The sequence below is a fragment of the Nonomuraea sp. NPDC048892 genome (assembly GCF_040649735.1).
Lineage (GTDB): Bacteria > Actinomycetota > Actinomycetes > Streptosporangiales > Streptosporangiaceae > Nonomuraea > Nonomuraea maheshkhaliensis.
Genome location: NZ_JBEZFZ010000001.1, coordinates 142,717 through 169,576, shown reverse-complemented (window position 1 = coordinate 169,576; position 26,860 = coordinate 142,717). Strand labels below are relative to the sequence as shown.

The following is a 26,860-nucleotide window of genomic DNA, read 5'->3' as shown; positions in this document are numbered from 1 at the left end:
ACGTGAGCCGGTAACGGGCCTCGCGGACGTGGAACGCGAGTCCTCATGGCCCTCACGAGGGTTCTCAACCGGAGCATCCGTTCGAGCTGCTGTTCGGCCTCGTCGTCCTCATGGCCCTCACGAGGGTTCTCAACCTTCGAGGTCCTCCATCCAGGTGCCCCACGCGGTCCTCATGGCCCTCACGAGGGTTCTCAACTTGTCCGGGAAGAGCACCACGCGGTTGGTCCGCTCCAGGTCCTCATGGCCCTCACGAGGGTTCTCAACTGAAGATCTTGAACGCGCGGCTTGAGGAAGAGAACCGGTCCTCATGGCCCTCACGAGGGTTCTCAACACGGGTTCGTCGGCACGATCGTCGCCCCTCACAAAGTCCTCATGGCCCTCACGAGGGTTCTCAACCTGACCGTCCGCAAGACGCTCAAGATCAAGTCGCCGGTCCTCATGGCCCTCACGAGGGTTCTCAACTGGACGTCTTCCAGGGTGGTTTCGGTCCCCTTGGCGGTCCTCATGGCCCTCACGAGGGTTCTCAACCCTATCCCCAGTTCGAGCCGGTGCCGCTTTTCTTCAGTCCTCATGGCCCTCACGAGGGTTCTCAACTTTCATCCTGGCCGTGCCCGCGGCCGGCGACGCCGGTCCTCATGGCCCTCACGAGGGTTCTCAACATCGCGAACTCCTTGATCGCGTCCGCGGCCACGTCCGGTCCTCATGACCCTCAAGAGGGGTCTCAACTTCGGCGCCTCGGTGTACGCCGTCAGCTTCTTGGCGGTCCTCATGGCCCTCACGAGGGGTCTCAACACAGGTACGCCCGGGTGGCGAGCGCCCACGGCCGTCCAGTCCTCATGGACCTCAAGAGGGTCGCAACGCCATGCACCACTCGCCGAGCACGTACCGGCGGTACCACAAGTCCACATGGTCCTTGAGAAGGGTCGCAACTAGACGGGACGCAGATCGTCGGTGACGAGGAGCTAGCGTTCTCATCACCCCTGTGAGGGGTCTCTCCGCGCGGCCACAACGATGTCCTTGTGGCGATTGGGAGGATGTCAGCCCAAACACACTCGTCGATGGGTACCTCGGGACCGTCGCCGAGCGCAATGGCGTTGGAGCGCCAACTCACCCGAAGCCCTCTCCCGTCGTCCATCTGTAACTAGTGAAAGGACGAGAACGGGAGGAAACACAAATGGCGTTGCCCAGAGGGCCTGGGAACCTCTTGGAGAAGGCGTCGAGTTGGCTGATGGCGGCCCTTGCGGGTGTGGCCGCCGCTGTTGCCGCCGGCACGTTGCCAGATGTGATCAAGGGATGGCTGGGGGAGCAACGGTGGTTGCTGACGATCCTGTGCCTGGGAGCGGCCGGGATCTTCACCGCCATCAACCTCTGGCAACAACGTACGAAGGGCGTGGGCATCGTCATCACGTTGCCCAGGACGCGCTGGCGGGACCCGTGGAACACCCAGTGGACCAGGGCGGCGATCGATCACGCGAGACGGCACAACGACTCCTGCTTCACCGTCGAGCGGGACATCGCGAGCCCTTCGCCAGAAGACGACGCTGAGAACCGCTCCGCCGCGCGGCGGCAGCGCGCGGACACGCTGGAGTTGGTCCGTAGCCTGGTGATCGCCCGTCTTACGGAGCTGTCCGAGTCCGACCCGTCCACGCCGGTCTCGATCTACATCAACGCGGCGCTTCCCGACGCCTTCGAGATAGGCACCAAGCTCAAGTTCCACGTACATCGGGAAGTTCGGGGGCTCGGTGCTGATCCGGACGGACAAGACAGCAAGACGACCGCCCCTGTCGTCCCGCAACGCTCGGAGAGCATTGATGCGGACTTCTTCCCTGCCATTCGCCTGAGCAGCCGGTTGAAGGATCCGCTGACTCCTGAGGAGGCGGCACGCGCGGCGAGGCTGGCAACGGTGGTCGAGGAGCCGGCTTTCGAGGCGGATCCCGACGGTCAGGCGATCGCGCTCATCGTGCATCTGTCGGACAACCCGCAGATGGTGGCTGAGTCTCTGCTGGCCGCTCAGCATGGCTGTGTAGATGCTGATGGCCGCGCGGAGAAGTGCCGAGCCGCGCTGGTCATAGACGGTGGCTCGGCGAACATCCCGGAGACCACGCGCGAATTCGAGTTGGCGGTGCGTCTGGTCTACGCGACCTGGCGAGCATGGAACGCGGCCCACCCCGAGTACGCCCCCTTGCGGCCACGGCTGTTCATCGCCGCTCCGGCCAGCGTCGCCCTGGCTCTCGGTTGGCTGCTCGGCCACAAGGTGGCAGCCGTCCCCTATCCGTTTCAGAGATTCGAGGCAGAAGAGTCGTGTACCTCGTCGTGATGGCCACAGCGGGCAACCAGCGCTACATCTTCTCCTCAGGCAAACGCCAGGAGATCGTCGGAGCGTCCGACCTGATCGCGAGGGTGAACGGCATCTGGGTGCACGAGGCGCTGGCCCAGGTGTTCCAGGGATTCGACCGGCACACGTGGCGCATCGAAACTCACGACGCGGAACTGCTCGTAGCCGCTGCCGGTCGGGTCTCTGTCCTGGTCAAGGACCGTGTCGCCGGACAGAGCCTGGTCACGATGCTGACTTGCCGGGCGCTGGAGGAAGCTCCTGGACTGGACCTCTGCGGGGCGGTGTTCGAGTACGAGGAAGGCGAATTGGGGAAGCTGCTGAGCACCGCCCAGCCACAGCTCGCCGCCGTGAGGCATCTGCGACCGGGTACGGCGGGGCGGTTCCTGCGGCTGCCGTTGGTCGCCGACTGCGCGTCCAGCGGGTTGCCCGCGGAGGGGCTTCGACGAGAAGGGGATGAAGGGCCCGCGCCCAGGTCGGCCGAGGCGATGAAGAAGCTGGCCGCCTACCCCGGGGCGCTGAATCGGCTGAGCGGGAGTGTGCCTCCTGATCCGCAGAGGATGCGAAAGACGGTGGATCGGCTCGGCTTGGAGGCCGACTGGGTGGCGATCGTTCATGCCGATGGGAACGGCCTGGGCGAGGTCTTCCGCAGTGTGGTTGAGTCCGAGAACGGCCATGATGACCGTACCCGGGCGGACGCACTTCGGAGCCTGTCGCTGGGCGTGGACGAATGCGCCGCACGTGCGCTGGCCACGGCCCTGGTGGAGACGAACAGGGAGATGGGCCCCTACGACGTGGTTCCCGTACTGCCGCTGGTGGTGGGAGGCGATGACCTCACAGTGGTCTGTGAGGGTGAGGTGGCGCTGTCCTTCACCCGCCACTATCTGGAGGCGTTCGAGGACGAGACGGCGCAGAACGAACGGCTCAGACCCTTGCTCGACGCATTGGAGCGCCCCTACCTGGGAGCCGGCGCCGGTGTGGCGATCGTCAAGCGAAACTACCCGTTCCACTTCGCATATGAGCTGGCCGAGCAACTGGCCACCGAGGAAGCGAAAAAGGTCAAGCAGTGGAGCTCCGCACTCGCCTTCGTGGCGCTCTACGAGAGCTCGGCGCCGGATTTGACGCGCATCCGGACGAGCGTCTCCTTGTCCGGCGGATCGAGCCGCTCACCCTCGCCGTACCTGGTCGGGATGGGATCACGGGATGAACGCGCCCGCGGACGTACGTGGGACGACCTGCTTCGGCGAGTGAGGGCTCTGCGACGGCGGGACGAGCAGGGCGAGTTGCTCATCGCCCGCGGGGCGGCGCACGACCTTCGAGAAGGAGTGTGCCTGGGCCGTAAGGCGGCGGCCTCCCGGTTCGAACTCCTCCGCACCCGCTACTCCGGTGACCGCTTCAGAGCCGAAGCCCTTGAGCACCTCACGTACGACGGCGATCTGGTGTGGACGGTCGGCGACGGAAGCGAGAGCAAAGAGGTGACAGGCCTGCTGGATGCGATGGCCGCGTTGCCGTTCGTCCCGGAGGTGACCCGATGAAGCACCAGGGAGAGTTCACCATCTCGCTGCTCATGTTGAGCGACTGGCACGTCGGCACGGGGACGGGGCTCCACGGCTATGTCGATCGCGTCGTGCAGCGGGACACCGAGAACGGCTCTGGTCTCCTTGCCGCGCCCGTCATCCCTGCCAAGACTCTGATCGGCGTGTGGCGCGACTCCTGCGAGATCGCGGCGCGGGCACTCGACAGTGGACCCTCCGGGGTGTGGCACGAGTGGCTGGAATTCCTGTTCGGCGGCCAGTACGCCACAGGCGGCTCCGTCTTGCGGCCGGCGAGCCTGACGATCGAGGGGCCGCTCCGCCTTCCGGAGAGACTGATTCGGCTGCTACGGGACAAACCACGGCTTGCTTGGGCGGTCACCTTCCGCAAGCCGGGCGTGGCCATCGACTCGGCTTCGGGGACGGCGAGTGACAAGAAGCTGTGGTTCGACGAGATGAGCAGAGCGGGTCTGCGGCTGGAAGGCCATGGCCGCGTCGAAGGCTTCGCCGATCTGGACGACGAGCAACGTCGGGCCGCAGTTCTGCTGCTGGCGGCGGGAGCACGACTGCTGGAGGGCATCGGTGGCAAGCGACGGCGAGGCGCGGGCCGCTGCGTGATGTCTCTCGAGGGACCGGGCTTTGTGCCGGACTGGTCGTCCATGACGGTCGTGGACGTGCCCAGCCCACCGTCGACTTCACCGGATTCCGTCCCCGTTCAGGTTTCGGCGCCGCGCCCGCAGCAGCGAGGCTGGGAGCGGGCGGAACTGGTGATCGCCGTGGAGCAGCCGATCTTGGCCGCTACCACGGTCCTGGGCAACGTCACGATCGGTGAGGGCCATGTCCCCGGCTGGTGTCTGATGCCCGAGGTGGTGCGCCGCCTCGGGCGAAAAGCCCATGCCCTGGTACGGACGGGCGATCTCGTCGTCACAGCGGCGACTCCCCAGGCGTCGGACGGCTCTCGTACGCTGCCCGCACCGCGCGCACTCATCTGCGCGAAGGGCGGCCACGAAGTCATCGGGAACCGAATGGCCGGTCCTGTCGGGCCGGGAAAGCCGTGCAGGGACGGCTATGCCGTGCCCGAGACAGCGGAGATCGTCAAGCCCCGCACCACGGTACGGATGCACAACAGCATCGACGACCGCACGCAGCGGCCCACCCGTGAGATCGGCGGGATCTACGTCTACCGAGCGCTGGCCGCCGACACGGTCCTGCGTGCAGAGGTACGCGTACGAACCGGGCTCCTGGAGCCAGGCTGGGAACAGCGGCTGCCGGGCCGGTGGCGCATCGGTCGTTCCTCCAAGGACGACTATGGTCAGGCGCGGGTGACCGTGCGCCGGCTCGTTGATCAGCACCACGGAAGTGCAGCCGGTGATCGGCTCACGGTGTGGCTCCTCTCGGACCTCCTGGTTCGAGATGTTCGGCTACGGCCCAGCACGAACCTCGATGACGTGGCCCGCGCCTTGCAGCAGGCTCTGTCCCGGGCAGGCGCACCCGATGTTCGCCTGGAACCGGTGGTTGACCATCAACTCGACGGTCCCGCGACGTTCGCGGCCGGCGAGCGCCGCACCGAGAGCTGGCATCGGGGCTGGCGGATGCCCCGTGCCACGTTGTACGGCCTGGCCGCCGGTAGTTGTCTCACCTTCAAGGTGATCGGTGGCCTCATCGACGCCGACGTCCTGGCGGAGGTGCGTGCCGCCGGCGTCGGAGATCGCCGCAGCGAAGGCTTCGGCCAGGTCGAGCTGGACCACGATCTCCTGACGCGTCCTGTCACCGCGGGAGGGGCAGGTGGTGGGCGTGCGGAATCCGCCGCCGTCCGGGAACCTCTTCTGTCTCCCGGCGAAGAAGGGTACGAAGAAGCACGGATCTTCGAGCGTGCGGCATGGCGTACCGAGATCCGGCGCCGCTGTGACGGCATTCGCGGCGACCAAGACCTCCGCGCTGAGATCATCCCTCAAGGCGTGACGAACACCCAGCTCAATGCCCTCCGCGCGATCGTACGCGAGCCGACTCCCGAACGGGCGCTCGCTCGTTTCCAATGGCTCACCAGGAACAAGGCCGGTCGCGCCGACTGGCCGGCCGCAGCGGTCTCGACCTTCCGCCGGCTGCTCGATGATCCGAACGCGGTCTGGAACCTGCTCCAACTCCCCGAGGAGAAACTGGTCGCCACGACCGACGGAGGAGAAATCCTGCGGGCCGACCTACGCGCGGAGGCGCTCAGAATCCTCGTCGACTCCTGTCTCGCCGCGCATGGCCGGGCGGAAGCGGCCAAGAACCTCGAAGGAGGCAGGCGTTGACCGCCGTGGGCCGTCCGGTGAGCAGCCGGATCAGAGTACGCGGGTGGCTGCGTACCGAATCACCCCTCCACGTCGGTGGTCTCGAACACGAACCGTCGGAACCTTTGCCGATCGCCATGGACGGAAGGGGGCACCTGTACGTGCCCGCCACCACCCTGGCCGGCGTGCTCCGCGCCTGGTGCCTTGGCTCGGGCGAGATCCCCTCGGCCATGGACGAGGTATGGGGATACGAAGCCGATGGAGGGGCCGGCGGGCAGGCCAGCCGCGTGGTCGTCGCGGACGCGCTGGTGACACGGACGACGGTGACCGACGAACGTGGCGTTCCGGCCCATCCGCTTGAGCATGACGTCCTGGAGTACCGGCCCTCGGTAGCCATCGATCGGGTGACCGGAGCAGCCGTTCCGGAGTTCCTGCACGGCAGAGAGGTCATCCCGATCGGCTGCTATCTGCGGCTGGAGTTCCATATCGAATCGAACGAGCAGCCCGATCGTGACGAAGCCCTGATGGGCGCCTTGCTGGCCGCGTTGAGCGGCCGGCAGGTACGCCTCGGCGCCGCTACCGGCAAGGGTCTGGGCCTGGTCAGGCTGCTGGACGAACCTCTTGACGTGATCGTGGATCGGTTCGACTCGCCCGAAGGACTCTTGGCCCTACTCAGGAACGACCCCTCCAGGAATCGGACGGTCGTCTCCCTGCGTGCGGGAGAGGCGGCGCTGCCGCCTCGACGTGAGGTGCTCGACGTACGCATCACCTGGAAGCCCACCGCGCCCGTCATGGTGCGATCGGGAGCGGCTGGGCTGCTCGCCGACACGCTCCCTCTGGTCACCCGGATCGATGGAAGGCACCTCACGCTGGTCCTGCCAGGGTCTTCGATCAAAGGGATGCTGCGTACTCATGCCGAACTGATCGAACGCACGGCCCGTGACCTGCCCGCACCCGCGGCCCCGCCTGGAGAGCCGGCTGCCAGGCATGGCGCGGCGTTCCGGGCTCAACTCGCCCAGCTGCCCGCGGTACGGGCGCTGTTCGGCGCGGCACGCGACGAGGCCGCCGGCCACCAGGCCGGAGCGTTGCGCGCAGAGGAGTGCCTGGCGAGCTTGAGCATCCCTCATGAGCTGTGGGATTCAGTGACCGGTTCCGGGGAGACGCTGAGCCCACCCGAAGACGGTCGGCCGTTCCAGGTGCCGGAGCCGATTCGTGACCGTCTGGCCGATGTGGGGCTGGAACGTGCGGATCACGTCGCGCTCGATCGGTGGACCGGTGGTGCCGCGGACGGACGGCTGTTCAGCGTGCTCGAACCCTACGACGTGTGCTGGGAGCCCATCCGCCTGTCGGTGGACCTCACGCGCCTCGATCGCGCAGTCGAGCGAGACGTCGGTCTCGGCTTGTTGCTGCTCGTCCTGCGCGATCTGGCGGAGGGCCGGATCCCGGTGGGCGCGGCGACCAACCGTGGATTCGGCGACGTCGACATCAGTGACATCGCGTTGTCCGGGGGCCACTGGGCGGAGGAGACGTCGCTCACCGACGTTCTCCTCGGCCCCGAGGCGTCGAGCGTGTCCGAAGCATGGACCAGATATCTGGACCAGGGAGCATCATGACGACTCTCTACACCGCATACGCGGATGACCTCACCCTCGCTGAGGCGCTGGGAATGGCGGATGTCGAAGGAGGCTGCGCCCTGTTGACCGGCCCCACGGCATTCACCGTTGCCAAAGTGAGCGCCGGAAGCTGCCAGGTCCCCGGGCGCGACATCGACCTGCGTTCCGTGTACGAGGCACGAGTGTTCACCCCACGGCTCGAACTCCGCTGGAGGGAGGAGGACAAGGCCGTGGCACTGACGGAAGAGGAGAACCTGCTCCCACCGAGCTTCCCGGAGCGCCTGGACCCGCTGCAGGCAGTGGCCACCCTGCCGGCCCGCTATCTGATTTGGGGCGATGTCACCGGCTCGACACCGGAATGGACGACCCTCCGATCCAGACAGGTGGGCACGGTCACGCTCCCCATGGCGGGCGTGACGACAAGAAGAGTCCGGTTGACGGCTCGCGAGTACATCACCGCTGATGATCTCCATGGCAACGCGTATGTCGCTGAGGAGCGACTGATCGGTTTCGAGCCTTATGCAGTGGAAGGAGCGGAATGATGGCCGAAGGGTTCCTCAATCCCTACACGTTCGTCCCGGCCTTTCCCCGAGACACCTTGCCGAAGCCGCTTCGGGACAACCCGCCGCCCTCGCGAGACCAACGACATCCGGACCGCTGGAGCGGGCGCATCCACGTGAGCCTGACCACCGAAACCCCGCTCCTGCTTCTGGACCCGACCCGAAGTCGTGCGCCATCGGACGGTGAGAACGACCACAGCGTCTATCCCGTCCGGGTGCGCAACGGCCGACCGCACCTGGCAACCACCGCCGTCAAGGGCTTGCTCCGATCCGCCTTCGAGGCGGCCACGAACTCACGCTTCGGAATATTCGAGGGCCACCAGGAACCGCTGGGCTTCCGGCGCGACGCAGGATTCGCGCTCAAGCTGGTGCCTGTCCGCGTGGCGGGAAACGGCAGGCTGGAGCGGTTCAAAACCGCGCCTCTTGAGATGTACGACGTGCACGGGAACCTGCTGCCCGGGCGTTCGGTCGCCCACATGCAGAAGACCAAGGCGTTCCTTCAACGTACCGGGAAGAATCGCCTGGAAGCCATCGTGGCCCGGCCCGGAGAAGCACCTAGAGGGCGTCGCGTCGACGGCATCGCCTATGTAACCGGGCCGACGATCGAAGGTAAGAGGTTCGAGAGATTCTTCTACCGGGACTCGGGTGAGTGCATGCAGCTGGCCCGTGACTGGAAAGAGATCGAAGCCGACTGGCACCGCCTTATCGCCAACTACCGGAACGCGCACAACGATGAGGAACTCTACGAACGGCCGGCAGGCGAAGGCCGGGTCGCCATGCCTGGGGAACGGATCGGAGGCAGCCCGGGAAAGCTCGCTTGGAGCCCGCACATCTACGATGCCGACCACCAGAACCTTGCGGTCGGCACCTTGTGCTACGCCCACGTGAACGGGGGCAAGGTGGAACGGCTGTATCCCGTACTGATCCCACGGGATGTCTACCCGGTGTCTCCCGCCGACCTGCTGCATCCATCCCTGCATCCCGCTCGCTGCTACGGCGAACTGTCCCCGGCGGATCGCCTCTTCGGCTGGGTCGCCCCTTCCGGCGGGGACGCGAGACCCTCCTCTTATCGAGGGCGTCTGCGGGTCGGTCCCGTGACATGCTCCGGCGATGCCGACGCCGCCGTACGCACATTCACGGGGAACGGCCTTCCGCTGGCCATCTTGAGCGCACCAAAGCCACAGCAAGGTCGCTTCTACGTCGCCGAAAGCACAGATCGCCCCGATGAACCGATCAAAGACCGGACCCAGAAGGCGGATATCTATCGCCGTGGGCGAGGGCTGCGCGGGCGAAAGGCGTACTGGCATCATGCGGGGCTGGACACGAAGCGCCACTGGGAAGTGCCAGCCGGTGGCTCCGACCCAGCACAAGACCTGGTAGGTGGGCGCTATCGCGAATATCTACGACCCCGCACCATCGCCAGTGAAACCGACCCTTTGACGCGAGACAGAAAACACTTCGCCACCGCATATCCCGAACAGCGGGACTCGCAGAACCAGTCCATCGGTGGATGGGTGAATCCTGGCACCACGTTCTACTTCGCCGTCGAGGTCCGCGATGTCGACGCCTGTGAACTGGGAGCTCTTGTCTGGCTCCTTACGCTTCCTGCCGGCCATTTCCACAAGCTCGGCCACGGGCGTCCGCTCGGGTTCGGCAGCGTCCGCCTGAACATCGAAAACGCCGAACTGCACAACGGAAACGAGTACAAGTCTTACTACCGCACGCTGTCCGGTTCCCTCCCGGACCGGGATTGGCGCGCGATCACCGACGCGGCTCGTGAGCAGTTCGACACCATCGTGGAATCCTCGCCGGCCCTGAGAACGGTTCGCCAGGCAATGCTCGCCGTGACACGAGGTGCGCCCGACCTGCCCGTCCACTACCCCCGGGTCCGGGACCAGGGTTTGGACGACACCGTTCCCACGCCACCTGACCCGCGGGGACTCCAGTACAAATGGTTCACCGCAAACGAACAGATGAGCGATAGAGCCATCACCCGCGGGCGGGGACGCTCACTGCCGCCAGTCGACTCTCGACGCTCGCTGGAGATCTACAGGGACGAGGAAAAGGAGGATTCTCTGTCAAAAGGTGCAAATGGTCGCAAGCAATCAACAAGCGGGAGTTCTCGGCATCGTGCGCGAAGGCCCGGCGGCAAGCGACAGTAATCGCTCCCGATCTTCGGAAAATGTCGGTGCCCGGGATTATGGTCGGCTGCATCTGATCCGGCATGCCGTCCCGGGAGGTCGACATTCCACAGAACGACGTGCTCCTGGTACACGCGATCGGCGACGGTGACCTGGGTTTCGCTCCGCCCGGGTCCCCCGCTGACATCGAAGGCGACCCGCAGGAGGTGGGCAGAGAACGTCGCCCCCTACGGAAGATCTTCGACGCGATGGCCGCCGGGCTCCGAATCACCCGCATCGTCCTGCTGGGCACCACCAACAGCCGCGAAGGGCATGCGAAGACGTTCGCCGACCACGCCACCGACGTCAAAACGGCCTTGTCCTCGAACAAAGGGCTCTGCGGCGCGCGCTTCCCCGCCTCGGCCGTCTCGGTGGTCGAGGTCGCCAGCCCCACCATCCGTGATGCATCAGCAGCCCTCGGCGGCTGGCTGGACGGGAATCCGGCTGCCGAAATCCTGGTCACCTGCGGGTCGGGGGCCTTCGCCCTGAGTGCCGGTGCGGTTTGTGCGGCGCTGGAGACTCGGCAGGCTGTTCGTATCGTCTCCATCGATGCCCCGACGGAGTCATACACGCTGAACCAGCCGACCGATCCAGACCTGCACCTTCGATCCTGGCTGCAACGGCACCGGTTCTGGGACGCCCTGGTCGAGGTCGATCCCGTCCATGCGGATCTGTGGCGAGTCCTGGCGGCCCGCCAGGCCGCCGACCATGGCCTGATGCAACGTCTCGCCGCCGGCCAGGCGGAATGGGCTTCTATGGCCAAGCCATGGCCGGCCGTACAGGCAGCAGTGTCCGAACGCATCGGCCGCGGCGAGGCCGCCGACTACGGCCTCGTACGAGCCTGGTACAGCGAGCAACTGAGCCGGGCCTACGAGAAGGAAGAAGGCAGGCTCTCCCCACGTTCCCGCGACGAGATCAAAGGCCTCATCGACGCGCTGCGAACGCGTCCCGACGGACGCTTGTCCGCACATATCCGGCAGGTCGCCCGCTTTCTCGACAACGACCTGGACTCACTCTGCGTCCGCATGATCCGTGACGCCGACCTCACTGCGCTCTACACCAATGCCGCCACGCATCAAGCACATCTCAAACCGAGTCCTCAGACCCCCGGACCGCTCCCGCCCACCTTGCTCGCCGCGATCGACGGCTGGGAGAACGGGGATCCCGCTGTTCGGCTCGTCACCCGCGCTGGAGAGGCGCCGTGGCCCGTCGCGGGCAGCGGCGACGTCCTGGCCCTCCTGGCCGTTGGTCTCGATCGCCCAGGCGTGGAGACCGAAGATCGGCAGACCGCCGAGGCCATACTGGCCGAGATGTGGGAGCGGCGAGAGCGGCTCCTTCGCCGCGGCGCCCTGCGCTTGCGCCTTCTCGCCAGCCCCGAGAGCCTGGAACGAGCCCGCCGCATCGCCCACGACGTCAAGGCCGTCCACACCAACGTGGACATCCGCGTGGTGCAGGAAATAGCAGGAGGGCTCAACCAGGTTCGGGACGCCGTCATCGCCGGCCTGAGGTCGGAAGCGCAGCCCACCGGCCGTACCGGATCGGGCAGTCTCCGAGACGCGGACGAGATCGTCCTATTCCTCAACCCCGGTCCACCCCTGACCAACTACGGCATGATCGCAGCAGGAGTGGCATGGTCCCTGATCGCCGGATGCCCCCTGTCGATGATGGAACTCACCCGCGTCAACTCCACCACCCAGGTGAGGGGCGGTCGGCCGGTCCTGGCCCGGCTCGGCGCCGATCGCATGCTCGCGCGCCTCGCCATCAGCGCGATCGATCGGCTGGACCTCCGGACCGCACGCCGTCTGCTGGAAAGAGGCTCCACCCGGTTGCAGGCCCTGCTGCCCTCTGTCGAACGGCTGGAATCCCACCTGTACGGCCCCTGCCCTCGCAACTCCACGCAGATCGACCGGCTTGCGCTCGCCCGGCAGCGCATCCTCCTCATCGCTCACGTGCACCGGGACCATCCTGACCTGGCGGCCTACCTGACGGTGACGGCTTTACGGCCTGCACTGTTCTCATGGGATGCCTGGACGGAGATGTGCAAGGAATACCCGGCGCTCGGTCGGATCTCACAGCTGGCCAACCGTTCAGCTCACGGCCATGCTCTCGACCGGCAGCAACGGGGACGCGGCCGCCGACGTGCTGGCGACGGATCGTTTCCCGAGGTCCACCAGATCATGCGCGAGGCTGTACGTGAACTCGCAGAATCGCCTGAGACGGATACAGAGCTAATAAAACACCACAATGCAGCCCTAGTAGCCATTGAATCCATAATTCGGGAACCTGGTTGACGAGCCGGGAACGTTCCTGCCAATCTCATCTTGTCCAACGGCCAGCGCCAGCGGACCCCGAGCGATTCATGCCGCTCCATCTGAGGGTTTCCGGACTTCGGAGGCCGATACCGCAACGAGCGTCGATTTCGACGTCTCCATTGCCGTACTCGGAGGGGCATCGTCATGCACATCGTCAACGAGGCGAACAAGCAGATCGACTTCGACTCGTACGCCGCTTTCGTCGCGCCGGCCCTTCGCGCTGCCGCGGCCCCGTCGCTGCGCCGAGCGCGTCATCGTGGTCAGGCGTGTCAGGGCGTACATGCCGACCGCTGGTGCGACGAGTGCGAGCAGACGATCTGCGACCTGCTCCTGAACGGGTACAACAGGTTGTCCAACGCCATGCGCGGCGATCACCCCAAGACGAAGTCCGGCGAACCCATCCGAGAAGTGCAAACCATCGTGCAGTGGCTGACCACGCCGTTGAGCTTCGAAGACTTCCAGCGCGCCGGGCGCAGGCTCCGTCAGCGTCCAGCGCCGCACGACCCGCCGCACATCCGCGCCGCCCGGGCGCAGCTGGTGTTCCACGAGTTGCGGAGCCTCGAAGCCAAAGTGGCCCGAGCCGACGCCCAGGCCGGCGGCGCTTCGGCTCAACCGGCTCGGGACCTCAAGACGGCGGACTGGGCGGAGCCGCTCCGGGCGGATGGCTACGCCTTCGAGCTGCTGCTCAACGCCATCCTCCGCCTGAGGAGGGGAGCCAGCGACCCGTTGGCCATCCCCGACGATCTCATCGACCGAGCACCCAGTGCCTGCCGCGCCCAGGCCGAGCGCCTGCTCCGGAACCACATGGAGATGCTTCGACAGGCACGTCCGGACTTCTACTGCGCCAACGTGATCAAGTTTCTGTACGCCACGGAGGAGATCTCTGAAACGATCCAGAGCACCGCGCCATCTCCAGAAGAGGTGATCATCCGTTTCGACGACGCCTGGTTCGCTCGCCGAAAGCTTGCGGCGTTGATCGGTGACGATGGAGTCCATCGGTCTCGCGAGCACTACCGCGCATTCTTGAGGGACATCTCAACCACCGCCCTTCCGAACGGGCCGCAACTCGTCGCGAGAGTGGCCCGATGGCTCGACATCGACGCGAACGTTGCCGAAATCTTCATCCGCAGGATGATCAGTCTCGCGGTCTGCGCGGGATTGGACTGGGTCGCTGAAAACTGTGCGTGACCTATCGAGATGCGGGGCGCCGCAGTCCTGGCTGCCGGGACTTGGTGGCCCGCCTCTCCGCTGTTTCTGCAGCGAACCGCCGGGGTCATCTGCACTACCGGAGGTTTGCTGCAGAACTCCTTGTTTCGGGAAGCGTCTTGCAGGTCGTGACCTGGGACTTTACATTGGGGTCCTCAGCGCCCCTACGAGGGGTCTCAACATGCCCAGCTCGTAACGCAGGCGTTGCAGCCGCTCCGGGTCCTCAGAGTGCAGTTTGCGAGTCTATGCCTGTGATATCGCAGTGTGATCGTAGGGATTTGTAGCGTTACCGCCGGTTGGCGAGCGAGGTCGTGCTGTGATGGTTGAGTGACTGAGCGCAAGTCCTATCCCAGCGACTTAACCGACGCGCAGTGGGCCCTGATTGAACCGGTGCTCACCGCGTGGAAGGCCGCGCATCCGTCGGTCAGTGGTCACGAGGGCGGCTACGAGTTGCGCGAGATCGTCAACGCCATCCGCTACCAGGGCCGGACCGGCGTGCAATGGGACTACCTGCCGCACGACCTGCCGCCCAAGAGCGCGGCGTACTACTACTTCGCCAAGTGGCGCGACGACGGCACGGACAAGACGATCCACGACCTGCTGCGCTGGCATCTGCGGGAGAAGAAGAAACGATTAGCCGACCCGAGCCTGGTCGTGCTGGACACCCAGAGCGTCCGCGTCGCGGCCGGCGTCCCCGCCTCCACCACCGGGAAAGACGCTGCCAAGCGCGTGCCGGGCAGGAAACGCGGCCTGGCCGTGGACGTGCTGGGCCTGGTCATCGCCGTGGTCATGCTGGCCGCCTCGGCCCACGAGAACACCGCCGGGATCGCGCTGCTTGACCGAGTCGCCGCCGGCACCGAGGGCACCGTGGCCAAGGCGCTGGTCGACCAGGGCTTCAAACAGGCCGTCGTCACGCATGGCGCCGGCCTGGGCATCGATGTGGAGATCGTCGAGCGTAACTCCGCCGGCAAGGGGTTCGTCCCCCAGCGCACGAGATGGGTTGTCGAGCAGACTTACGGCATTCTGATGTTCCACCGCCGCCTAGTCCGCGACTACGAGCACCTGCCGGCCAGCTCCGAATCACGGGTGTACTGGGCGATGACCGATGTGATGTCCCGCCGCCTGACCCGCGGCACGGCGCCGCCGTGGCGGTGGACATGACCGCACCCGACGGGCACCCGGCCGACCCCGGCAGCTGGCTCCTGAGTCGGATCGACGCCCGCGAGCACCGGCTGACCTGCCAGATCGAGCAGACCCAGATGGAGATCGACACTCTCACCGCACGCCTGGGCGAACTCAGCGAACAGGTCGAGCACCTGCGGATCACCCGCAAGACCCTCATCTCCCTGGCCGAGGAGGACCCCGCCCCGGCCGAACCGCTCGCAGCGCCAGCGGTCCCCGGCCACCCGGCCTACCAGCAGATCCTCACCGTCTTCGGCGAAGCCGGCGGCTCCCTGCGCGCCCGTGACGTGGCCGTGGCCCTGGACCTGCCCCTGACACGCAACGACATCCAGAACCTCCGCGCCAAGCTCAAACGCCTCGCCGACCGCGGCATCCTCATCGAGACCGAACCGGGATTGTTCACCCAACCGCGCCCATAGCCCGAATGACGAGCCTCTGACCGGGCGACCTAAGCCAACTCCTCCGACAAAAGGGGTATCAGCTCGCGAAACGCACTCTCAGCGCCCCTACGAGGGGTCTCAACCGAGCGGATCGCCGAGTGGGAGGCGCTGCCGACCCGGTCCTCAGCGCCCCTACGAGGGGTCTCAACCCCGACACCACACCGGAAGGCAGGGAGATCGAGTAGGTCCTCAGCGCCCCTACGAGGGGTCTCAACGTGGTGATGGCGCCGTCGATGGCGGCGAGGCCGCGGTCCTCAGCGCCCCTACGAGGGGTCTCAACTTCTTGCCGTCCTTGACGAGCATCGGCCCGGCGAGAGTCCTCAGCGCCCCTACGAGGGGTCTCAACGCAGGGATGACCACGGTGAGCGGGCCGTAGCGGTGGGTCCTCAGCGCCCCTACGAGGGGTCTCAACACGCGCGACTACCTGCGCTGCCGCCCGTTCGCGCCCTTGTCCTCAGCGCCCCTACGAGGGGTCTCAACAGGACTTTAAGGGCTCGCCCGGCAGCCGTTCACTGAAGTCCTCAGCGCCCCTACGAGGGGTCTCAACCGAGCATGGCCCGCAGTAAGCAGGTGAACCTGTTCGGTCCTCAGCGCCCCTACGAGGGGTCTCAACAGCTCCAGGCAGCCGTACGGCCAGGCCGCCCACCGGTCCTCAGCGCCCCTACGAGGGGTCTCAACTCGTCCAAGGACGTCGTTTCTGTGTCGAGGAAGACGAGTCCTCAGCGCCCCTACGAGGGGTCTCAACTCAGCTCGACGGCGGGGCTGCCCGCCGCGTAGGAGTCCTCAGCGCCCCTACGAGGGGTCTCAACGCGTTCAGCTCCACAGCGAGGCCTCGCCGGCGCAGGTCCTCAGCGCCCCTACGAGGGGTCTCAACCTCTCCAGCCCTCAGGCGTGGACGTGGCGGCCGGAGGTCCTCAGCGCCCCTACGAGGGGTCTCAACACGGGTTCGGGGAACGGCACGCAGTCGGCGACCGCCTGGTCCTCAGCGCCCCTACGAGGGGTCTCAACAGGCCACGCGCGACGCCTGGGGGCATCTGGCCGACGTCCTCAGCGCCCCTACGAGGGGTCTCAACATCGCATCCTTCGTCGACGCGGCGACCGTGCGCCGGTCCTCAGCGCCCCTACGAGGGGTCTCAACCGCGGGCCATCCTCGGGAGGCGGCGATGAGCCGCAAGTCCTCAGCGCCCCTACGAGGGGTCTCAACCCTTGCCCGCGCGGTTCTGCTTGCCCCACACGTCCAGTCCTCAGCGCCCCTACGAGGGGTCTCAACCCTCTCTCAAAACCCACATGCGCAAGCACCATGGGGGTCCTCAGCGCCCCTACGAGGGGTCTCAACGTGCTCGCGCTCATCGTCCATCCGCCCATCGTGGCCCCGTCCTCAGCGCCCCTACGAGGGGTCTCAACATCAGCACCAGGTCAACGACGTCGCCGGCGGCGTCCACGTCCTCGGCGCCCCTACGAGGGGTCTCAACTTCGCCATGTGCTGCATGGCCAGCGCCAGGCATTCGCCGTCCTCAGCGCCCCTACGAGGGGTCTCAACTCCTCGGCTGGCGGCTGGCCATCATCATCCGCACGTGGTCCTCAGCGCCCCTACGAGGGGTCTCAACAGCGCTACCAGGTGGTGTACGGCACGAGCATCTGGGAGTCCTCAGCGCCCCTACGAGGGGTCTCAACGCAGCGGCGTCGACGAGCCGACCGGCATGGTGACCGCGGTCCTCAGCGCCCCTACGAGGGGTCTCAACTCCTCCTCGGGTCGGGGTGCGCCCTTGAGCACCCAGTCCTCAGCGCCCCTACGAGGGGTCTCAACTCCTCCTCGGGTCGGGGTGCGCCCTTGAGCACCCAGTCCTCAGCGCCCCTACGAGGGGTCTCAACCATGCACTGGCCAGTACGGTCACGGCCGCGTGAAGTCCTCAGCGCCCCTACGAGGGGTCTCAACGCGACGCGCCTGTTGGGGACCGGGATGACGGCGCCGAAGTCCTCAGCGCCCCTACGAGGGGTCTCAACCGGAAGGTGTGGCCGTTGCCGACGCCGGGCACGTTCGTCCTCAGCGCCCCTACGAGGGGTCTCAACAGGTCAGAGGGGGAGCCGTGCTCGTACTCGGCAGTCCTCAGCGCCCCTACGAGAGATCTCAACCTAATGCCGTCCAGGGTGTACTGGCCGTGGGCCCCGGTCCTCGTAGCCCTTGCGAGGGCCGCCACCAAGGTCCGCTTTGATGGCTACAGCGCCTGTCGTGAGCCTGGAGATCGCGTGCTGAGTTGTTGCAGTATGGCTTGGGTTTCCGGGGATGGGGCGACGCCTAGCGTGTTGAGTCGGGTTCTGAGGTGGCGTGCGCGTTGGCGGGCTTCGTCGGTGCGGCCGAGGGTGGCCAGGAGGCGGATGGTGGAACGGGCGGCGCTTTCCATGTCGGGGTCGAGGGCGTAGGCTTGGTCGTAGACCTCAAGGGCTCGTTCGTTGTGTCCTGCCTGTTCGTGCAGGGCGCCGAGCTGGAGCAGGGCTTTGACGCTGGCGATGGTGAGTGGCCAGCGGTGGTCTTGGTCGAGCCAGTCGTATTTGAGGCCCTGACCGAGCTGTCCCAGGCATAGGGATGCCGCGGCTTCCAGAGCCATGAGCTTGTTCTGCTGGCTGGTGGCGGTACGGGCGTCGGCGAGAGCTTGGTGGAACGCCCAGAGGTCGACGTTGATGTGCTGGGGGTCGACGCGGTACGTTCTGCCGCTGCGTTCGATGAAGTGAGCTGTCTTGCCGTCGGAGGTAGAGACCTCACGCAGGGCGGTGCGCAGGTCTTTGAGTGCGGCGTGGAAGCGGTAGCCGGCCAGGGTCTCTTCCAGGTCGGGCCAGAGATGCTCGCAGATTTCCTCGCGGTCGAGCCCTTTCGGGCGTAGGGCGAGGAGGACGAACAGTTCGAGTGCCTTGGTGCGTCGGGACAGGTCGACGGGTGTGCCGCTCACGTCGATGGAGGGTTCTCCCAGGAGGACGAACCGTACGGGCCGGGGCGTCGCGCTGGACGGGGGGATGGGGAGGTCGGCCGGCTGTTCCGGGTGTTCGGTGGGCATGCCGTTGCCGGTGGCGAGCGTGTGGAGCATCGATGCTGCGGCGTCCGGCGGCAGGTGGAAGAGCGTGACGTCGCGGAGTTCGGTGGCAAGGGGGCCGGTCGCTTCGGTGACGTGGTGTGCCTGGTTGATGGCGCAGCTGGTTCCTGCTGTTGTGCGGCCGGTCAGGACGGCTCCGAGCCCGAGGTCGGCGGCATTGGTCAGGAGGTTGTCCAGGTAGGGGTGGCCGTCGGGGCAGGAGGCTGCTAGCAGCAGGGCAGGGAGGGGTTCGCCGGGTTCGGCCTGGCGGAGTTGATGGATGTCATCGACCTCGTAGTCCTGGAGAAGGCCACGGCGACCGACGAGTTGTTCTTCCAGCTGGTGGATGGCTTCGTCGAGTGTGGCGATCAATTGCAGTTCGGGCAGGTGGTCGGTGAGGGCGAAGATGGTGTTCCCGAACCAGCGCTCGGCGTCGTGGGTGGGGATGAGGATGCTGGTGCGGTAGGCGTCGGCCTGGGTGAGTAGGTCGAGCACGATAGCGCGGATACCGTCGTCGGCTCCTGGGCCGGTGAGGGCCAGGTTCAACCCGGACAAGGGCAGGTGTACCGGGTCCTCGCCCCGAATACCGGCCTTGAGTGTGATGGGTGGGTCGATTTCGAAGGCTGAGCTGACGACTTCGAGATCGTTCAGAGGCTCCGCGTCGACGTCTCTGCTGCGGTGTGCGCGTTCGAGTGCTCGTACGGCTGGAGGCTGGGGTTCCGGGGCGAGCACACTGATGGGTTCGTCGGTGGTCGGAGCGGGCAGGCGTCGCCTGCGGTGGAGCCGGGTGGCGGCGAGCGCGACGGTGATGCCCGCGGCGAAGGAGAGCGCCATCATCCCGCCTTGGGGCAGGACGATCACTTCGGAAGGTGACGCTACCGCATCGGATGGCGGGGTTTGCGGTGCCGTTGGGGCGGGAGGCGAGGGCGCGTGGGAGCTGGTGACGGGCTGGAGCGAGACTGCCCTGGCGCCTGGACCAGGCGAGGAGATGTTCTCGCCGGATGCCAGCCGCGAGGAAGCGATGCTGGGTGGCGAGTCCGAAGGGTGCGGCGAGGAGAAGCGATAGGCCGGTTCGGCTGTGTGTCGCGAAAGCGTACGGCGCTGGACCGGTTCGGCCTTGCGGGCGTCACGTTCGTGCTTGGGCAGGATTAGCCGCCATCCTGGTTCCAGCACGTCCGGGTCTCTCAACTTTCCGCCGTCCGGCTGCGGGCGTCCCTTGTTCAGCTTGAAGATCTTCTTGTAGCGGTCGCCCTTGCCGAGATGTTCTTTCGAGATGCCCCAGAGGGTTTGGCCAGGAGCGACCGTGTGCGTGCGTGGTCGTGTGTGCTGCGGCTTTCTGGCGTCCGCGGGGAGGTGCAGGGTGCAGCCGGGCTGCAGCCATTCGCCGTGGGTGAAGGGGCGGCCGTCGTTCATGGTGCGGCCCTGGTTCAGGGCGATGATGTCCCGGTAACGCATGGGGTCGCCGAGCTGCTTCTCGGCGATCGTCCACAGGGTGTCTCGCTGCTGGACCACGTACGACACGTACGCTTCGGTGATCTCCGTCTGGTGCGGCCCAGCCGCGGTCTGGCCGGGCGTCTCGGCGGATGTGGCGGCGATCGCCGCGGCCGGGATCAGGGCGCGGGGTGCGGCGACGGGGACGGTCGCTGCGACGGTGATCGACGTGATCAGGTACGCGGCGAGCCGTTGGAACGGCAGACGTACGTGGCTGCGCCTGGCGCGGGCGACGCCTGCGAGCTCCACTGCCACTGCGGCGGCGAACAGAGCCCAGCAGGTCCACACCGTGGCCAGCAGCAGTGTCTTGATGACGACCGGTTCACCGGGAGTGGCCAGGTCGTCGAGGGTCGGCAGGACGATGGGCCAGAAGAAGATCAGCAGAATAGCCGGGATGCCGGCCAGCAGAGCGATCAATCCCGCGCCGGCGGCGGTTCTGGCCAGCAGCGGATGACGTAGCCCGTACAGCGTCATGTTCGTCCTTGTTCGATGCCGTGGAACATTCGGGCGGTGGCGGCGGCCGTGGCGGTGATGGAGCCGATGCCGATCAGGGAGATCAGTACGGTGGGTTTGGACACCGTGACGGTGACCCGTACCTGGTTGCCGGTCGTGGAGACGGTTCCGGTGTGGCCGGCGGCGGACAGGTAGGCGCGGGCGGCGGTCATGGCTTGGGCAGCGTCGATTTCGAATCGGCCGCTGGTGTAGGCGTGGCCGATGTCCATCTGCCCGGCGCCCGCGCGGGCGGCTTCCTCGGCTGTGGCGTAGGCCTCGCGGTACGCCTGGATCTTGGCGCCGCCGTCCACCATGAGCCCGGCGCACAGCAGCAGCGCGAAGGCGATCACCGCGGCGAACACTGTGACCGAGCCACGTTCCGCGTTCGCAGCCGATCCCCTGAACTGAAGCACCGTCGTGGCGGGCATCATGGACCCGTGTTGCGCTTGTTTCGCGCCCATTGGGATGAAGAGGACATCTGGTTCTATTTCGAGGTGGACGCCGAGGGCTGGGTGACCCGGCAGATCGAGCTGCGCGGACCGGAGCTGGTACCGATTGCCGCGGCGTCTCTGACCGAATGGCAGGAGGCGCAGAAGGCGGGCAAGCTGAGCCGCTACGAGGAGACGTACGGCATGACAGCCGACTCCCCGGTCCATGAATGGGAGGGCTATGACCCTCAGCCGTTGACCTTGAGCGACTTCGAAAGCGTCTGGCGGCAGGCTCGCAGGCACCTCGAACTCACCCGATGAGCACCGGCCGCTGCGCCGAGTTCCAGGAAAGCAGGTCACGTGTCTATCCACGGCTGGACCTTCTGGCGCGGTAGGGGTCGACCGGACTCTTGAAGCTGCTGGTGATGGTCTTGCTCCCAGGGATCCCTGGGAGAGCCAGGTCTGCCAGCCGCAGCCGGCAGGAGACGTGCGCGACCACCGTGGCCGGTCTTCCCAGCGGGGCCGAGAGCCCCGCGGTGTCCACGGTCACTGACGGCGTGCAGGACAGTGCTTCACGAGCCAGCGCCGCCCGTGCGCTGCTCGTGGCCGTCGAGCGAGCCTCCGCCGGATCACGGGCGATGGACGCCTGCCGGGCGGCGTCGCGCGCGGCGGCGTCGAGGGCGCTGTGAGCCAGGGTGATGCGACCCAGCCCGATGACCATCAGCAGCAGGGCGATCAGCGCTGGCGCGATGATCGCCATCTCCAGGGCTATCGACCCACGCTCATGGTTCATCCCGTGGTCCATTTCTCGACAGGCGCGCGGGCGACCTGGGTCACCGCGAGGGGCAGCAGCGGGACCAGGCTGATGGCCTGGCCGCTGACCGACACTTCGAGCGTGTCCGCGTCGCGGGTGACAGTGACCTCCGGCCGGGTGAGGAACGATCCGCCCGCCTGCCGAATGAAGTGTTCCGCTGTCGTCTGGCCGGCCGATGGGCTGGAGCCGTGGGATCGGCCGGCGCGGAGCCCTTCCTGCGCGGCGGCCATGGCCAGATTTCTGGCGTGAAACCACAGCGCGGTGTTCATGGTGAGCAGGACGAGCAGGAGCACCGCCGGATAGACCAGGGCGGTCTCCAGTGTCGCGGACCCTCGCTCTCGCTCGCTCATTTGATCTTGGCGAGCTGTTCGTCAACGACAGATGTGATCTTCGCGCCCACGGTGATGGCCAGCAGGAACACCACGGCCGCGATGATCACCCATTCCACGGTCGAGGCACCGCGTTGGGGGTCCAGGCCGCGCCGTACCGCACAGCGGTTGAGCAGCAGTTCCAGCCGTACGGCGACGGCGAGCACACGGTCACGGATCATCGGTCGGGTACCTCCGGGAAGCGGGTCAGCCGCCGGTCATCCGCGCGAAGGCGGGAAAGCCGAGCAGCAGCAGGAAGCCGAGAACGGACAGCGCCATCGGCACGGTCATGGTCTCGGTACGGGATCTGGCCTTGGAGACCTCGGCTGACAGGTCGGCCTCACGGAGGGACTGGGCCTTGGCCATCAGAGTGTCGAGGATGCTCGCTCCTCTGGTGCCGGCGAGCTGGGCGATGGCGGCCATGTCCGCCAGTTCAGGGGCTCCGATCTCCTTCGAAAGGCGGGTGAGTTCGTCCCATGCGCTGCCGGTGCCTCGGCGTGCGGGATCCAGAGCTTGGGCCAGCCGCTGGAAGGTCCACCCCTGGCCGATCTTCGCCGCGGATTCAAGAGCCTCAGCCGGTCCCGCTCCCGCGGCACGAGCGAGCGCGACCAGGTCGAGGTAGGCGACGATGGCCTGCCGGAACGCCGTACGTGCCTCGGCGGCCTGGCCGCGGATCGCGGCATCGGGAGCGAAGAACACCGCGACGGCGAAGGCCAGGCACGCCGCCCAGGAGACGAGCCAGGGCAGTGTGACATCGAGCAGCGCGCACCAGGCCCAGAAGACGAACGGCCCCGCCACTCCCATGGCGATCATCAACGCCTTCTGGGCGAGGTAGTCGTGGCTGGTCTTGCCCAGCAGCGCCAGGTCGGTGTGTGGGATCCGGGCGCCGATCGCCGTGTCGGCGAGCCGTCTGACCAGGCGTGACTTCCAGTCCTGCTCAGGTTCGGCCCGCGCGCCTGGCTGAAGGCGTTCCATCGCCGGGCCGAGCTTGACTGGGGCAGGGAAGGCAGTGGAAAGGGCGAGGGCGATCCCGAACCCACTCACCGCGCCAGACGCCAACACGATCCCGATCACGATGACTCACCGGCGTTGAGGAAACGGTGCCCCTTCGGCGGCCGGGCGAGGCGGTGCAGCCAGACGAACGCGCCCGCGTACAGGCCGATCACGATGGCGAGCACGAGCTGCCCGCCAAGCGTGCCGAAGGGAGAGACATAGGTGGTGTTGAGCAGAGCGAAGCCGGTGTAGCCGAGCAGCGCGCCGACGACCCAGCGCGCGGTGACGCGGTGGGTGGCGCGCTCGGCGTCGATTTCGCGCCGGGCGGCGACGTCCTTGGCGACCGTACGGGCCAGGCGCTGCAGGACCTCGCGCAGTCCCTGCCCGCGGGCCCGGCAGGCCAAGATGAGCGCGCCCGCGATCGTGTCGCCTGTCGGGTCGGCCAGGTCATCGGCGAACGCGCGCAGCGCCTGTTCGGTCGGAGTCCGGTAGCTGAGCCGCCGGGCCAGCGCCCGTACCTCGGTGGCGATCGGTGCGGGCGGGTGGTCGGCACTGGAACGCAGCGCCTCTTCGATGCCCGCGCTGCCGCCGAGCACGTCGGCCAAATGACGGATCCAGGCCTCAAGCGCTTCGAGTCGCTCGATGCGTCGTACGGTGTCGCGGTTGGTCAGCATGCGGGGCAGCGTTATCGCGCCCGCCGCTACTCCGGCGGCGGCGACCGGCCAGCCCGTCAGCCACCACGTCACGCAGAAGCCGGTCATACCGTAGGCGAACGGCATGACGGCGGCTCTGGGTATCCGGCGTCGAGGCGGTCTGGGCGGCCGCTCGGGAATCTGGCGTGATCCGGCGACGGCGAGCAGCGGTCCCGCGATCAGGGCCGCCCCGGCGAGGGCCGCCAGCCAGCCGCTCATGCCCATCCTCCGGTGAGCAAGTTGGGGTCGAATCCGGCTGCGACCAGCTCGTTCATGCACTGGGGGATGGTGTTCGGCACCGCGCGCCCGTTCTGGCCGGGGATGTAGACGCGGTTGACCGCCGGCTCCAGTCCGTCCGCCGGCGGCAGGACCTCGTGGATCTCGGCGACGTAGCGGTGATTGACCAGGCCGTCCAGGTCGTGACGGAGCTCGTGCCGCAGATGGACCACGAAGTCCACGGCCATGCCGATGGTCCTAAACAGCGTCTCGGGCGCGATCGTCAGGCCGCCAGATCCGGCCAGGATGAGCATCCGCGAGAACACCTGGTCGGCCGAGTCGGCGTGCATGGTGCAGATGGAGCCCGCGCCGCCGGTGTTCATCGCCTCCAGCATGGGGACCAGTTCGTCCCCGCGGACCTCGCCGACGATGATGCGGCGGGCGTTGAAGCGCAGGGCGTCCTCGATCAGCTGGTGCAGGGTGATCGCGCCGAAGCCTTCAGTGTTGCCCTCGCGGGCCTCCAGCGCGAGCACGTCCCGGTGCCGGTCGGGCTGGGCGTGGAGGAAGAGTTCGTACTCCTTCTCCACGGTGGCGATCCGCTCGTCGGGGTCGATCTCGGCGGCCAGGGCACGGGCGAAGGTGGTCTTACCGTCGCCCATTCCACCGGTGACCACGATGTCCTTGTGGGCTCGTACGGCGGCGGCCAGGAATGCGCGGCAGCCCTTGTCCAGGGTGTCGGCCGCCATCAGGTCGTCCAGGTCGGCGTGGAGCATGCCGTGCCGGCGAATCGACAGGCTGGGGCGTGGCGTGACCCCCATGATGGCGGCGATCCGCGTGCGGCCGACCGACAGGTGCAGGCGGGGACGGGCGATCGAGAAGTCCCGAGCGGTCTGGCCCTGATAGGCGGCCCACCGGCGGATGTTGCCCACCAGCTCCTCGTCGCTCTCGGCGATCGGCGGGCCGAGCACCTTGCTGCCGTCCCGATAGGTGATCCACACCTGGTCGCATCCGTTGACGTCGATGTTCTCCACCTCGGGGTCATCGACGAACGGCTGCAGCCGCCCCAGGGCGAAGATCTCGTTGTAGACCGCTTCGGCCAGCAGCCGCTCCTCCGCCAGAGTAGGTACGTTCCGGCCGGTCAACGTCCTGCCGTCGGCGTACTCGCGGACGAGGTCGATGATGACCGCTCGCGCGTACTCCCGGACGGCTTCGTCTCCGGTCACCGTCGCGTTGTCGAGCGCCTCTGTGACCTGGGGCAGGATCCCCTGCACCGCCCGCTGCACGTCGAAGCTCACACGGCCACCTGCTCACACAGCTTGGCGCCGAGCGAGCGTGCGGCTCGCAGGAGTAGGGAGCGCGACAGATGCCGCTCACTGCCGAGCCCATGTGTCAGGATCGCCGCGGCCTTCGGATCGTGCGGCAGATGGCCGGTGACCTCGGCGCCCAGACTCCTGGCCACTTCCCTGCGTCCATAGGGCCCATTGCCGGTGAGCAGCACGCGCGGGGCCGGTCGCGCACCCCGCGCCGCGGTGATCTCCGCGAAACGGGGAGCGAGCGCGGACAGATCCCTCAGCGTGGGCTGGACGATGACAAGTACCTGATCAGCCCCGGCCAGCAGCGGAAGAGGAGTCTCCGTGCCGCCAGTTCGCCCGATGTCGGCGATCACGTCGCCGACCATCCTGGCGAAGGTCCCGGCGATGTCCTGCCACAGCGGCTGCACCGATGCCACCTGGGAAGGACTGGCGAGCCCCGGTAGGACCCGGCGGTTCTCCGGATCGTTCAGGCGCAGGACCTGCTCAGTCAACGTGGCCGTCGCATCGGCGCCGCGCCGCAGCTGAACCGCCCATTCGCCGAGGCCGCGCTCCTGCCGTTGCCCGACCAGATATCCGGACAGGACGCTGCCGCCGGCGGGATCGCACTCGGCGAACAGGATCTCGCGTGGCCAGGTCAGGGTCAGGGCAAGTCCGGCCGTCGTCACGCCAGGGCTGTGCCCGCCCGAACACAGAACCGTCAACATGGACTGCTCACCCTGCCCGCGACTGCAAGACGATCGCCACCGCGCCGTCAGCCGCCTGGCGGGCCAGCGCCGGGCCGGCCGCTGCGGGGACGATCAGGTCGATCACCACCAGGCCGTCGGCGTCCGGCGGCCCGACGCGATCCACTCGTGCGGGCTGCTCCTGGGCCGGACCCGCGCCGGTCGCTCCTGTGGAGAGGGCCGTCGCCACGACGCGATCACCGGGTTGAATTCCTCTGGCCGGCAACCGGCTGGACTTCAGTGCCACCGGCACCACGACCTCACCCGGAGCGGGTGCCAGCGTCTCCGTCACCTGCGTCGGGGAGAGCAGGCTGCCCGCCCTCAGGTCCACCGCGGCTCGCCTGCCGATCACCGTGCTCTTGCCGGCCGCGTCGACACTCTGGACCGTCGCGTCCAGGCCGAGCGCGACGGTACGCAGATCCTGCGCCTGGAGCTGCTGGCCGATCGGGACGTCACGAGCCATGACCAGCACGGGGACCCGCTCGCTCGCGACTCCGTACACTTGCCAGGCCACCAGCGCCCCCAGTGCGGTCAACGCGACGCCCGCCACGAGCATCATCGGGCTGCGCCGGCTGGGCAGCGGACGCACCTGGCCCGTGTCCCTGGACGGCGAGAGCCGCTGAAGCAGCATCAACG

The 26,860-nt window shown here is 67.2% G+C and carries 21 protein-coding genes and 2 CRISPR repeat arrays; of the genes, 11 read left to right on the top strand and 10 right to left on the bottom strand.

Going from position 1 to position 26,860, the window contains the following annotated elements:
• Positions 1-39: 39 nt before the first annotated feature.
• Positions 40-930: direct repeats of the CRISPR family, unit length 30 nt; unit sequence GTCCTCATGGCCCTCACGAGGGTTCTCAAC.
• A gap of 298 nt (positions 931-1,228) precedes the next feature.
• The 10 genes from AB0C28_RS00790 (at position 1,229) to AB0C28_RS00745 (ending at position 15,609) form a co-directional block, all read left to right on the top strand.
• Positions 1,229-2,317 carry a hypothetical protein gene (locus AB0C28_RS00790; protein WP_358072504.1) on the top strand — a complete coding sequence of 363 codons (1,089 nt, stop codon included), beginning with the start codon at positions 1,229-1,231 and terminating at the stop codon, positions 2,315-2,317.
• A 98-nt stretch (positions 2,318-2,415) separates the two neighbouring features.
• Complete coding sequence (locus AB0C28_RS00785; protein WP_358072502.1) at positions 2,416-3,867, top strand: hypothetical protein; 1,452 nt, start codon at positions 2,416-2,418, stop codon at positions 3,865-3,867.
• Positions 3,864-6,158, top strand: coding sequence for an RAMP superfamily CRISPR-associated protein (locus AB0C28_RS00780; protein WP_358072500.1), 2,295 nt, complete (start codon positions 3,864-3,866; stop codon positions 6,156-6,158). Before AB0C28_RS00785 ends, AB0C28_RS00780 begins: the two co-directional genes overlap by 4 nt.
• A 5-nt stretch (positions 6,159-6,163) precedes the next feature.
• On the top strand, positions 6,164-7,750 hold the full coding sequence (locus AB0C28_RS00775; protein ID WP_358073171.1) for an RAMP superfamily CRISPR-associated protein: 1,587 nt from the start codon (positions 6,164-6,166) through the stop codon (positions 7,748-7,750).
• Entirely contained in the window at positions 7,747-8,292 is a 546-nt protein-coding gene (gene csx19 / locus AB0C28_RS00770; RefSeq protein WP_358072498.1) for a CRISPR-associated protein Csx19, read from the top strand. Before AB0C28_RS00775 ends, csx19 begins: the two co-directional genes overlap by 4 nt.
• Positions 8,289-10,472: a TIGR03986 family CRISPR-associated RAMP protein gene (locus AB0C28_RS00765; protein ID WP_358072496.1), complete on the top strand. Its 2,184-nt coding sequence runs from the start codon at positions 8,289-8,291 to the stop codon at positions 10,470-10,472. Before csx19 ends, AB0C28_RS00765 begins: the two co-directional genes overlap by 4 nt.
• A 62-nt stretch (positions 10,473-10,534) precedes the next feature.
• Positions 10,535-12,781: a hypothetical protein gene (locus AB0C28_RS00760; RefSeq protein WP_358072493.1), complete on the top strand. Its 2,247-nt coding sequence runs from the start codon at positions 10,535-10,537 to the stop codon at positions 12,779-12,781.
• 165 nt (positions 12,782-12,946) lie between these two features.
• A complete protein-coding gene (locus AB0C28_RS00755; RefSeq protein WP_358072491.1) occupies positions 12,947-13,990 on the top strand; it encodes a hypothetical protein in 1,044 nt (347 codons plus the stop codon).
• A gap of 345 nt (positions 13,991-14,335) precedes the next feature.
• Entirely contained in the window at positions 14,336-15,169 is an 834-nt protein-coding gene (locus AB0C28_RS00750; RefSeq protein ID WP_358072489.1) for an IS5 family transposase, read from the top strand.
• Positions 15,166-15,609 carry a hypothetical protein gene (locus AB0C28_RS00745; protein ID WP_358072487.1) on the top strand — a complete coding sequence of 148 codons (444 nt, stop codon included), beginning with the start codon at positions 15,166-15,168 and terminating at the stop codon, positions 15,607-15,609. The genes AB0C28_RS00750 and AB0C28_RS00745 overlap by 4 nt, the downstream gene beginning before the upstream one ends.
• Before the next feature lie 74 nt (positions 15,610-15,683).
• Positions 15,684-17,763: a CRISPR direct-repeat array (repeat unit 30 nt; unit sequence GTCCTCAGCGCCCCTACGAGGGGTCTCAAC).
• Between the two features lie 83 nt (positions 17,764-17,846).
• Here AB0C28_RS00745 and AB0C28_RS00740 read toward each other — a convergent pair.
• Positions 17,847-20,660, bottom strand: coding sequence for a LysM peptidoglycan-binding domain-containing protein (locus AB0C28_RS00740; RefSeq protein ID WP_358072485.1), 2,814 nt, complete (start codon positions 20,658-20,660; stop codon positions 17,847-17,849).
• Positions 20,657-21,109, bottom strand: coding sequence for a pilus assembly protein TadG-related protein (locus AB0C28_RS00735; RefSeq protein WP_358072483.1), 453 nt, complete (start codon positions 21,107-21,109; stop codon positions 20,657-20,659). Before AB0C28_RS00735 ends, AB0C28_RS00740 begins: the two co-directional genes overlap by 4 nt.
• A gap of 6 nt (positions 21,110-21,115) precedes the next feature.
• Between AB0C28_RS00735 and AB0C28_RS00730 the strand changes: the two genes are divergently transcribed.
• Entirely contained in the window at positions 21,116-21,427 is a 312-nt protein-coding gene (locus AB0C28_RS00730) for a hypothetical protein (RefSeq protein ID WP_358072481.1), read from the top strand.
• Between the two features lie 43 nt (positions 21,428-21,470).
• On the opposite strand, the gene AB0C28_RS00725 is transcribed toward AB0C28_RS00730, so the two are convergent.
• The 8 genes from AB0C28_RS00725 to AB0C28_RS00690 form a co-directional block, all read right to left on the bottom strand.
• Complete coding sequence (locus AB0C28_RS00725) at positions 21,471-21,899, bottom strand: TadE family protein (RefSeq protein WP_358072479.1); 429 nt, start codon at positions 21,897-21,899, stop codon at positions 21,471-21,473.
• The gene (locus AB0C28_RS00720) at positions 21,896-22,270 is read right to left on the bottom strand and encodes a TadE family protein (protein ID WP_358072477.1); all 375 of its coding nucleotides are present in this window, start codon (positions 22,268-22,270) and stop codon (positions 21,896-21,898) included. Before AB0C28_RS00720 ends, AB0C28_RS00725 begins: the two co-directional genes overlap by 4 nt.
• Positions 22,267-22,470 (bottom strand): hypothetical protein, encoded by a 204-nt coding sequence (locus tag AB0C28_RS00715; protein WP_358072475.1) that lies wholly within the window; start codon positions 22,468-22,470, stop codon positions 22,267-22,269. Before AB0C28_RS00715 ends, AB0C28_RS00720 begins: the two co-directional genes overlap by 4 nt.
• Before the next feature lie 25 nt (positions 22,471-22,495).
• Positions 22,496-23,263 carry a type II secretion system F family protein gene (locus tag AB0C28_RS00710; RefSeq protein ID WP_358072473.1) on the bottom strand — a complete coding sequence of 256 codons (768 nt, stop codon included), beginning with the start codon at positions 23,261-23,263 and terminating at the stop codon, positions 22,496-22,498.
• 95 nt (positions 23,264-23,358) lie between these two features.
• The gene (locus tag AB0C28_RS00705; RefSeq protein ID WP_358072471.1) at positions 23,359-24,192 is read right to left on the bottom strand and encodes a type II secretion system F family protein; all 834 of its coding nucleotides are present in this window, start codon (positions 24,190-24,192) and stop codon (positions 23,359-23,361) included.
• Positions 24,189-25,484, bottom strand: a complete 1,296-nt coding sequence (locus AB0C28_RS00700; protein WP_358072469.1) for a CpaF/VirB11 family protein — start codon at positions 25,482-25,484, stop codon at positions 24,189-24,191. The genes AB0C28_RS00705 and AB0C28_RS00700 overlap by 4 nt, the downstream gene beginning before the upstream one ends.
• On the bottom strand, positions 25,481-26,206 hold the full coding sequence (locus tag AB0C28_RS00695; RefSeq protein WP_358072467.1) for a hypothetical protein: 726 nt from the start codon (positions 26,204-26,206) through the stop codon (positions 25,481-25,483). The genes AB0C28_RS00700 and AB0C28_RS00695 overlap by 4 nt, the downstream gene beginning before the upstream one ends.
• 7 nt (positions 26,207-26,213) lie before the next feature.
• Positions 26,214-26,855: an SAF domain-containing protein gene (locus AB0C28_RS00690; RefSeq protein WP_358072465.1), complete on the bottom strand. Its 642-nt coding sequence runs from the start codon at positions 26,853-26,855 to the stop codon at positions 26,214-26,216.
• Positions 26,856-26,860: the final 5 nt, after the last annotated feature.

Coding starts and splice junctions, on each gene's coding strand:
- AB0C28_RS00790 (WP_358072504.1), top strand. CDS start 1,229: ATGGCGGCCCTTGCGGGTGTGGCCGCCGCTGTTGCCGCCGGCACGTTG.
- AB0C28_RS00780 (WP_358072500.1), top strand. CDS start 3,864: ATGAAGCACCAGGGAGAGTTCACCATCTCGCTGCTCATGTTGAGCGAC.
- csx19 (WP_358072498.1), top strand. CDS start 7,747: ATGACGACTCTCTACACCGCATACGCGGATGACCTCACCCTCGCTGAG.
- AB0C28_RS00765 (WP_358072496.1), top strand. CDS start 8,289: ATGATGGCCGAAGGGTTCCTCAATCCCTACACGTTCGTCCCGGCCTTT.
- AB0C28_RS00760 (WP_358072493.1), top strand. CDS start 10,535: ATGCCGTCCCGGGAGGTCGACATTCCACAGAACGACGTGCTCCTGGTA.
- AB0C28_RS00755 (WP_358072491.1), top strand. CDS start 12,947: ATGCACATCGTCAACGAGGCGAACAAGCAGATCGACTTCGACTCGTAC.
- AB0C28_RS00745 (WP_358072487.1), top strand. CDS start 15,166: ATGACCGCACCCGACGGGCACCCGGCCGACCCCGGCAGCTGGCTCCTG.
- AB0C28_RS00740 (WP_358072485.1), bottom strand. CDS start 20,660: ATGACGCTGTACGGGCTACGTCATCCGCTGCTGGCCAGAACCGCCGCC.
- AB0C28_RS00735 (WP_358072483.1), bottom strand. CDS start 21,109: ATGATGCCCGCCACGACGGTGCTTCAGTTCAGGGGATCGGCTGCGAAC.
- AB0C28_RS00725 (WP_358072479.1), bottom strand. CDS start 21,899: ATGAACCATGAGCGTGGGTCGATAGCCCTGGAGATGGCGATCATCGCG.
- AB0C28_RS00720 (WP_358072477.1), bottom strand. CDS start 22,270: ATGAGCGAGCGAGAGCGAGGGTCCGCGACACTGGAGACCGCCCTGGTC.
- AB0C28_RS00715 (WP_358072475.1), bottom strand. CDS start 22,470: ATGATCCGTGACCGTGTGCTCGCCGTCGCCGTACGGCTGGAACTGCTG.
- AB0C28_RS00710 (WP_358072473.1), bottom strand. CDS start 23,263: ATGGAACGCCTTCAGCCAGGCGCGCGGGCCGAACCTGAGCAGGACTGG.
- AB0C28_RS00705 (WP_358072471.1), bottom strand. CDS start 24,192: ATGAGCGGCTGGCTGGCGGCCCTCGCCGGGGCGGCCCTGATCGCGGGA.
- AB0C28_RS00695 (WP_358072467.1), bottom strand. CDS start 26,206: ATGTTGACGGTTCTGTGTTCGGGCGGGCACAGCCCTGGCGTGACGACG.
- AB0C28_RS00690 (WP_358072465.1), bottom strand. CDS start 26,855: ATGCTGCTTCAGCGGCTCTCGCCGTCCAGGGACACGGGCCAGGTGCGT.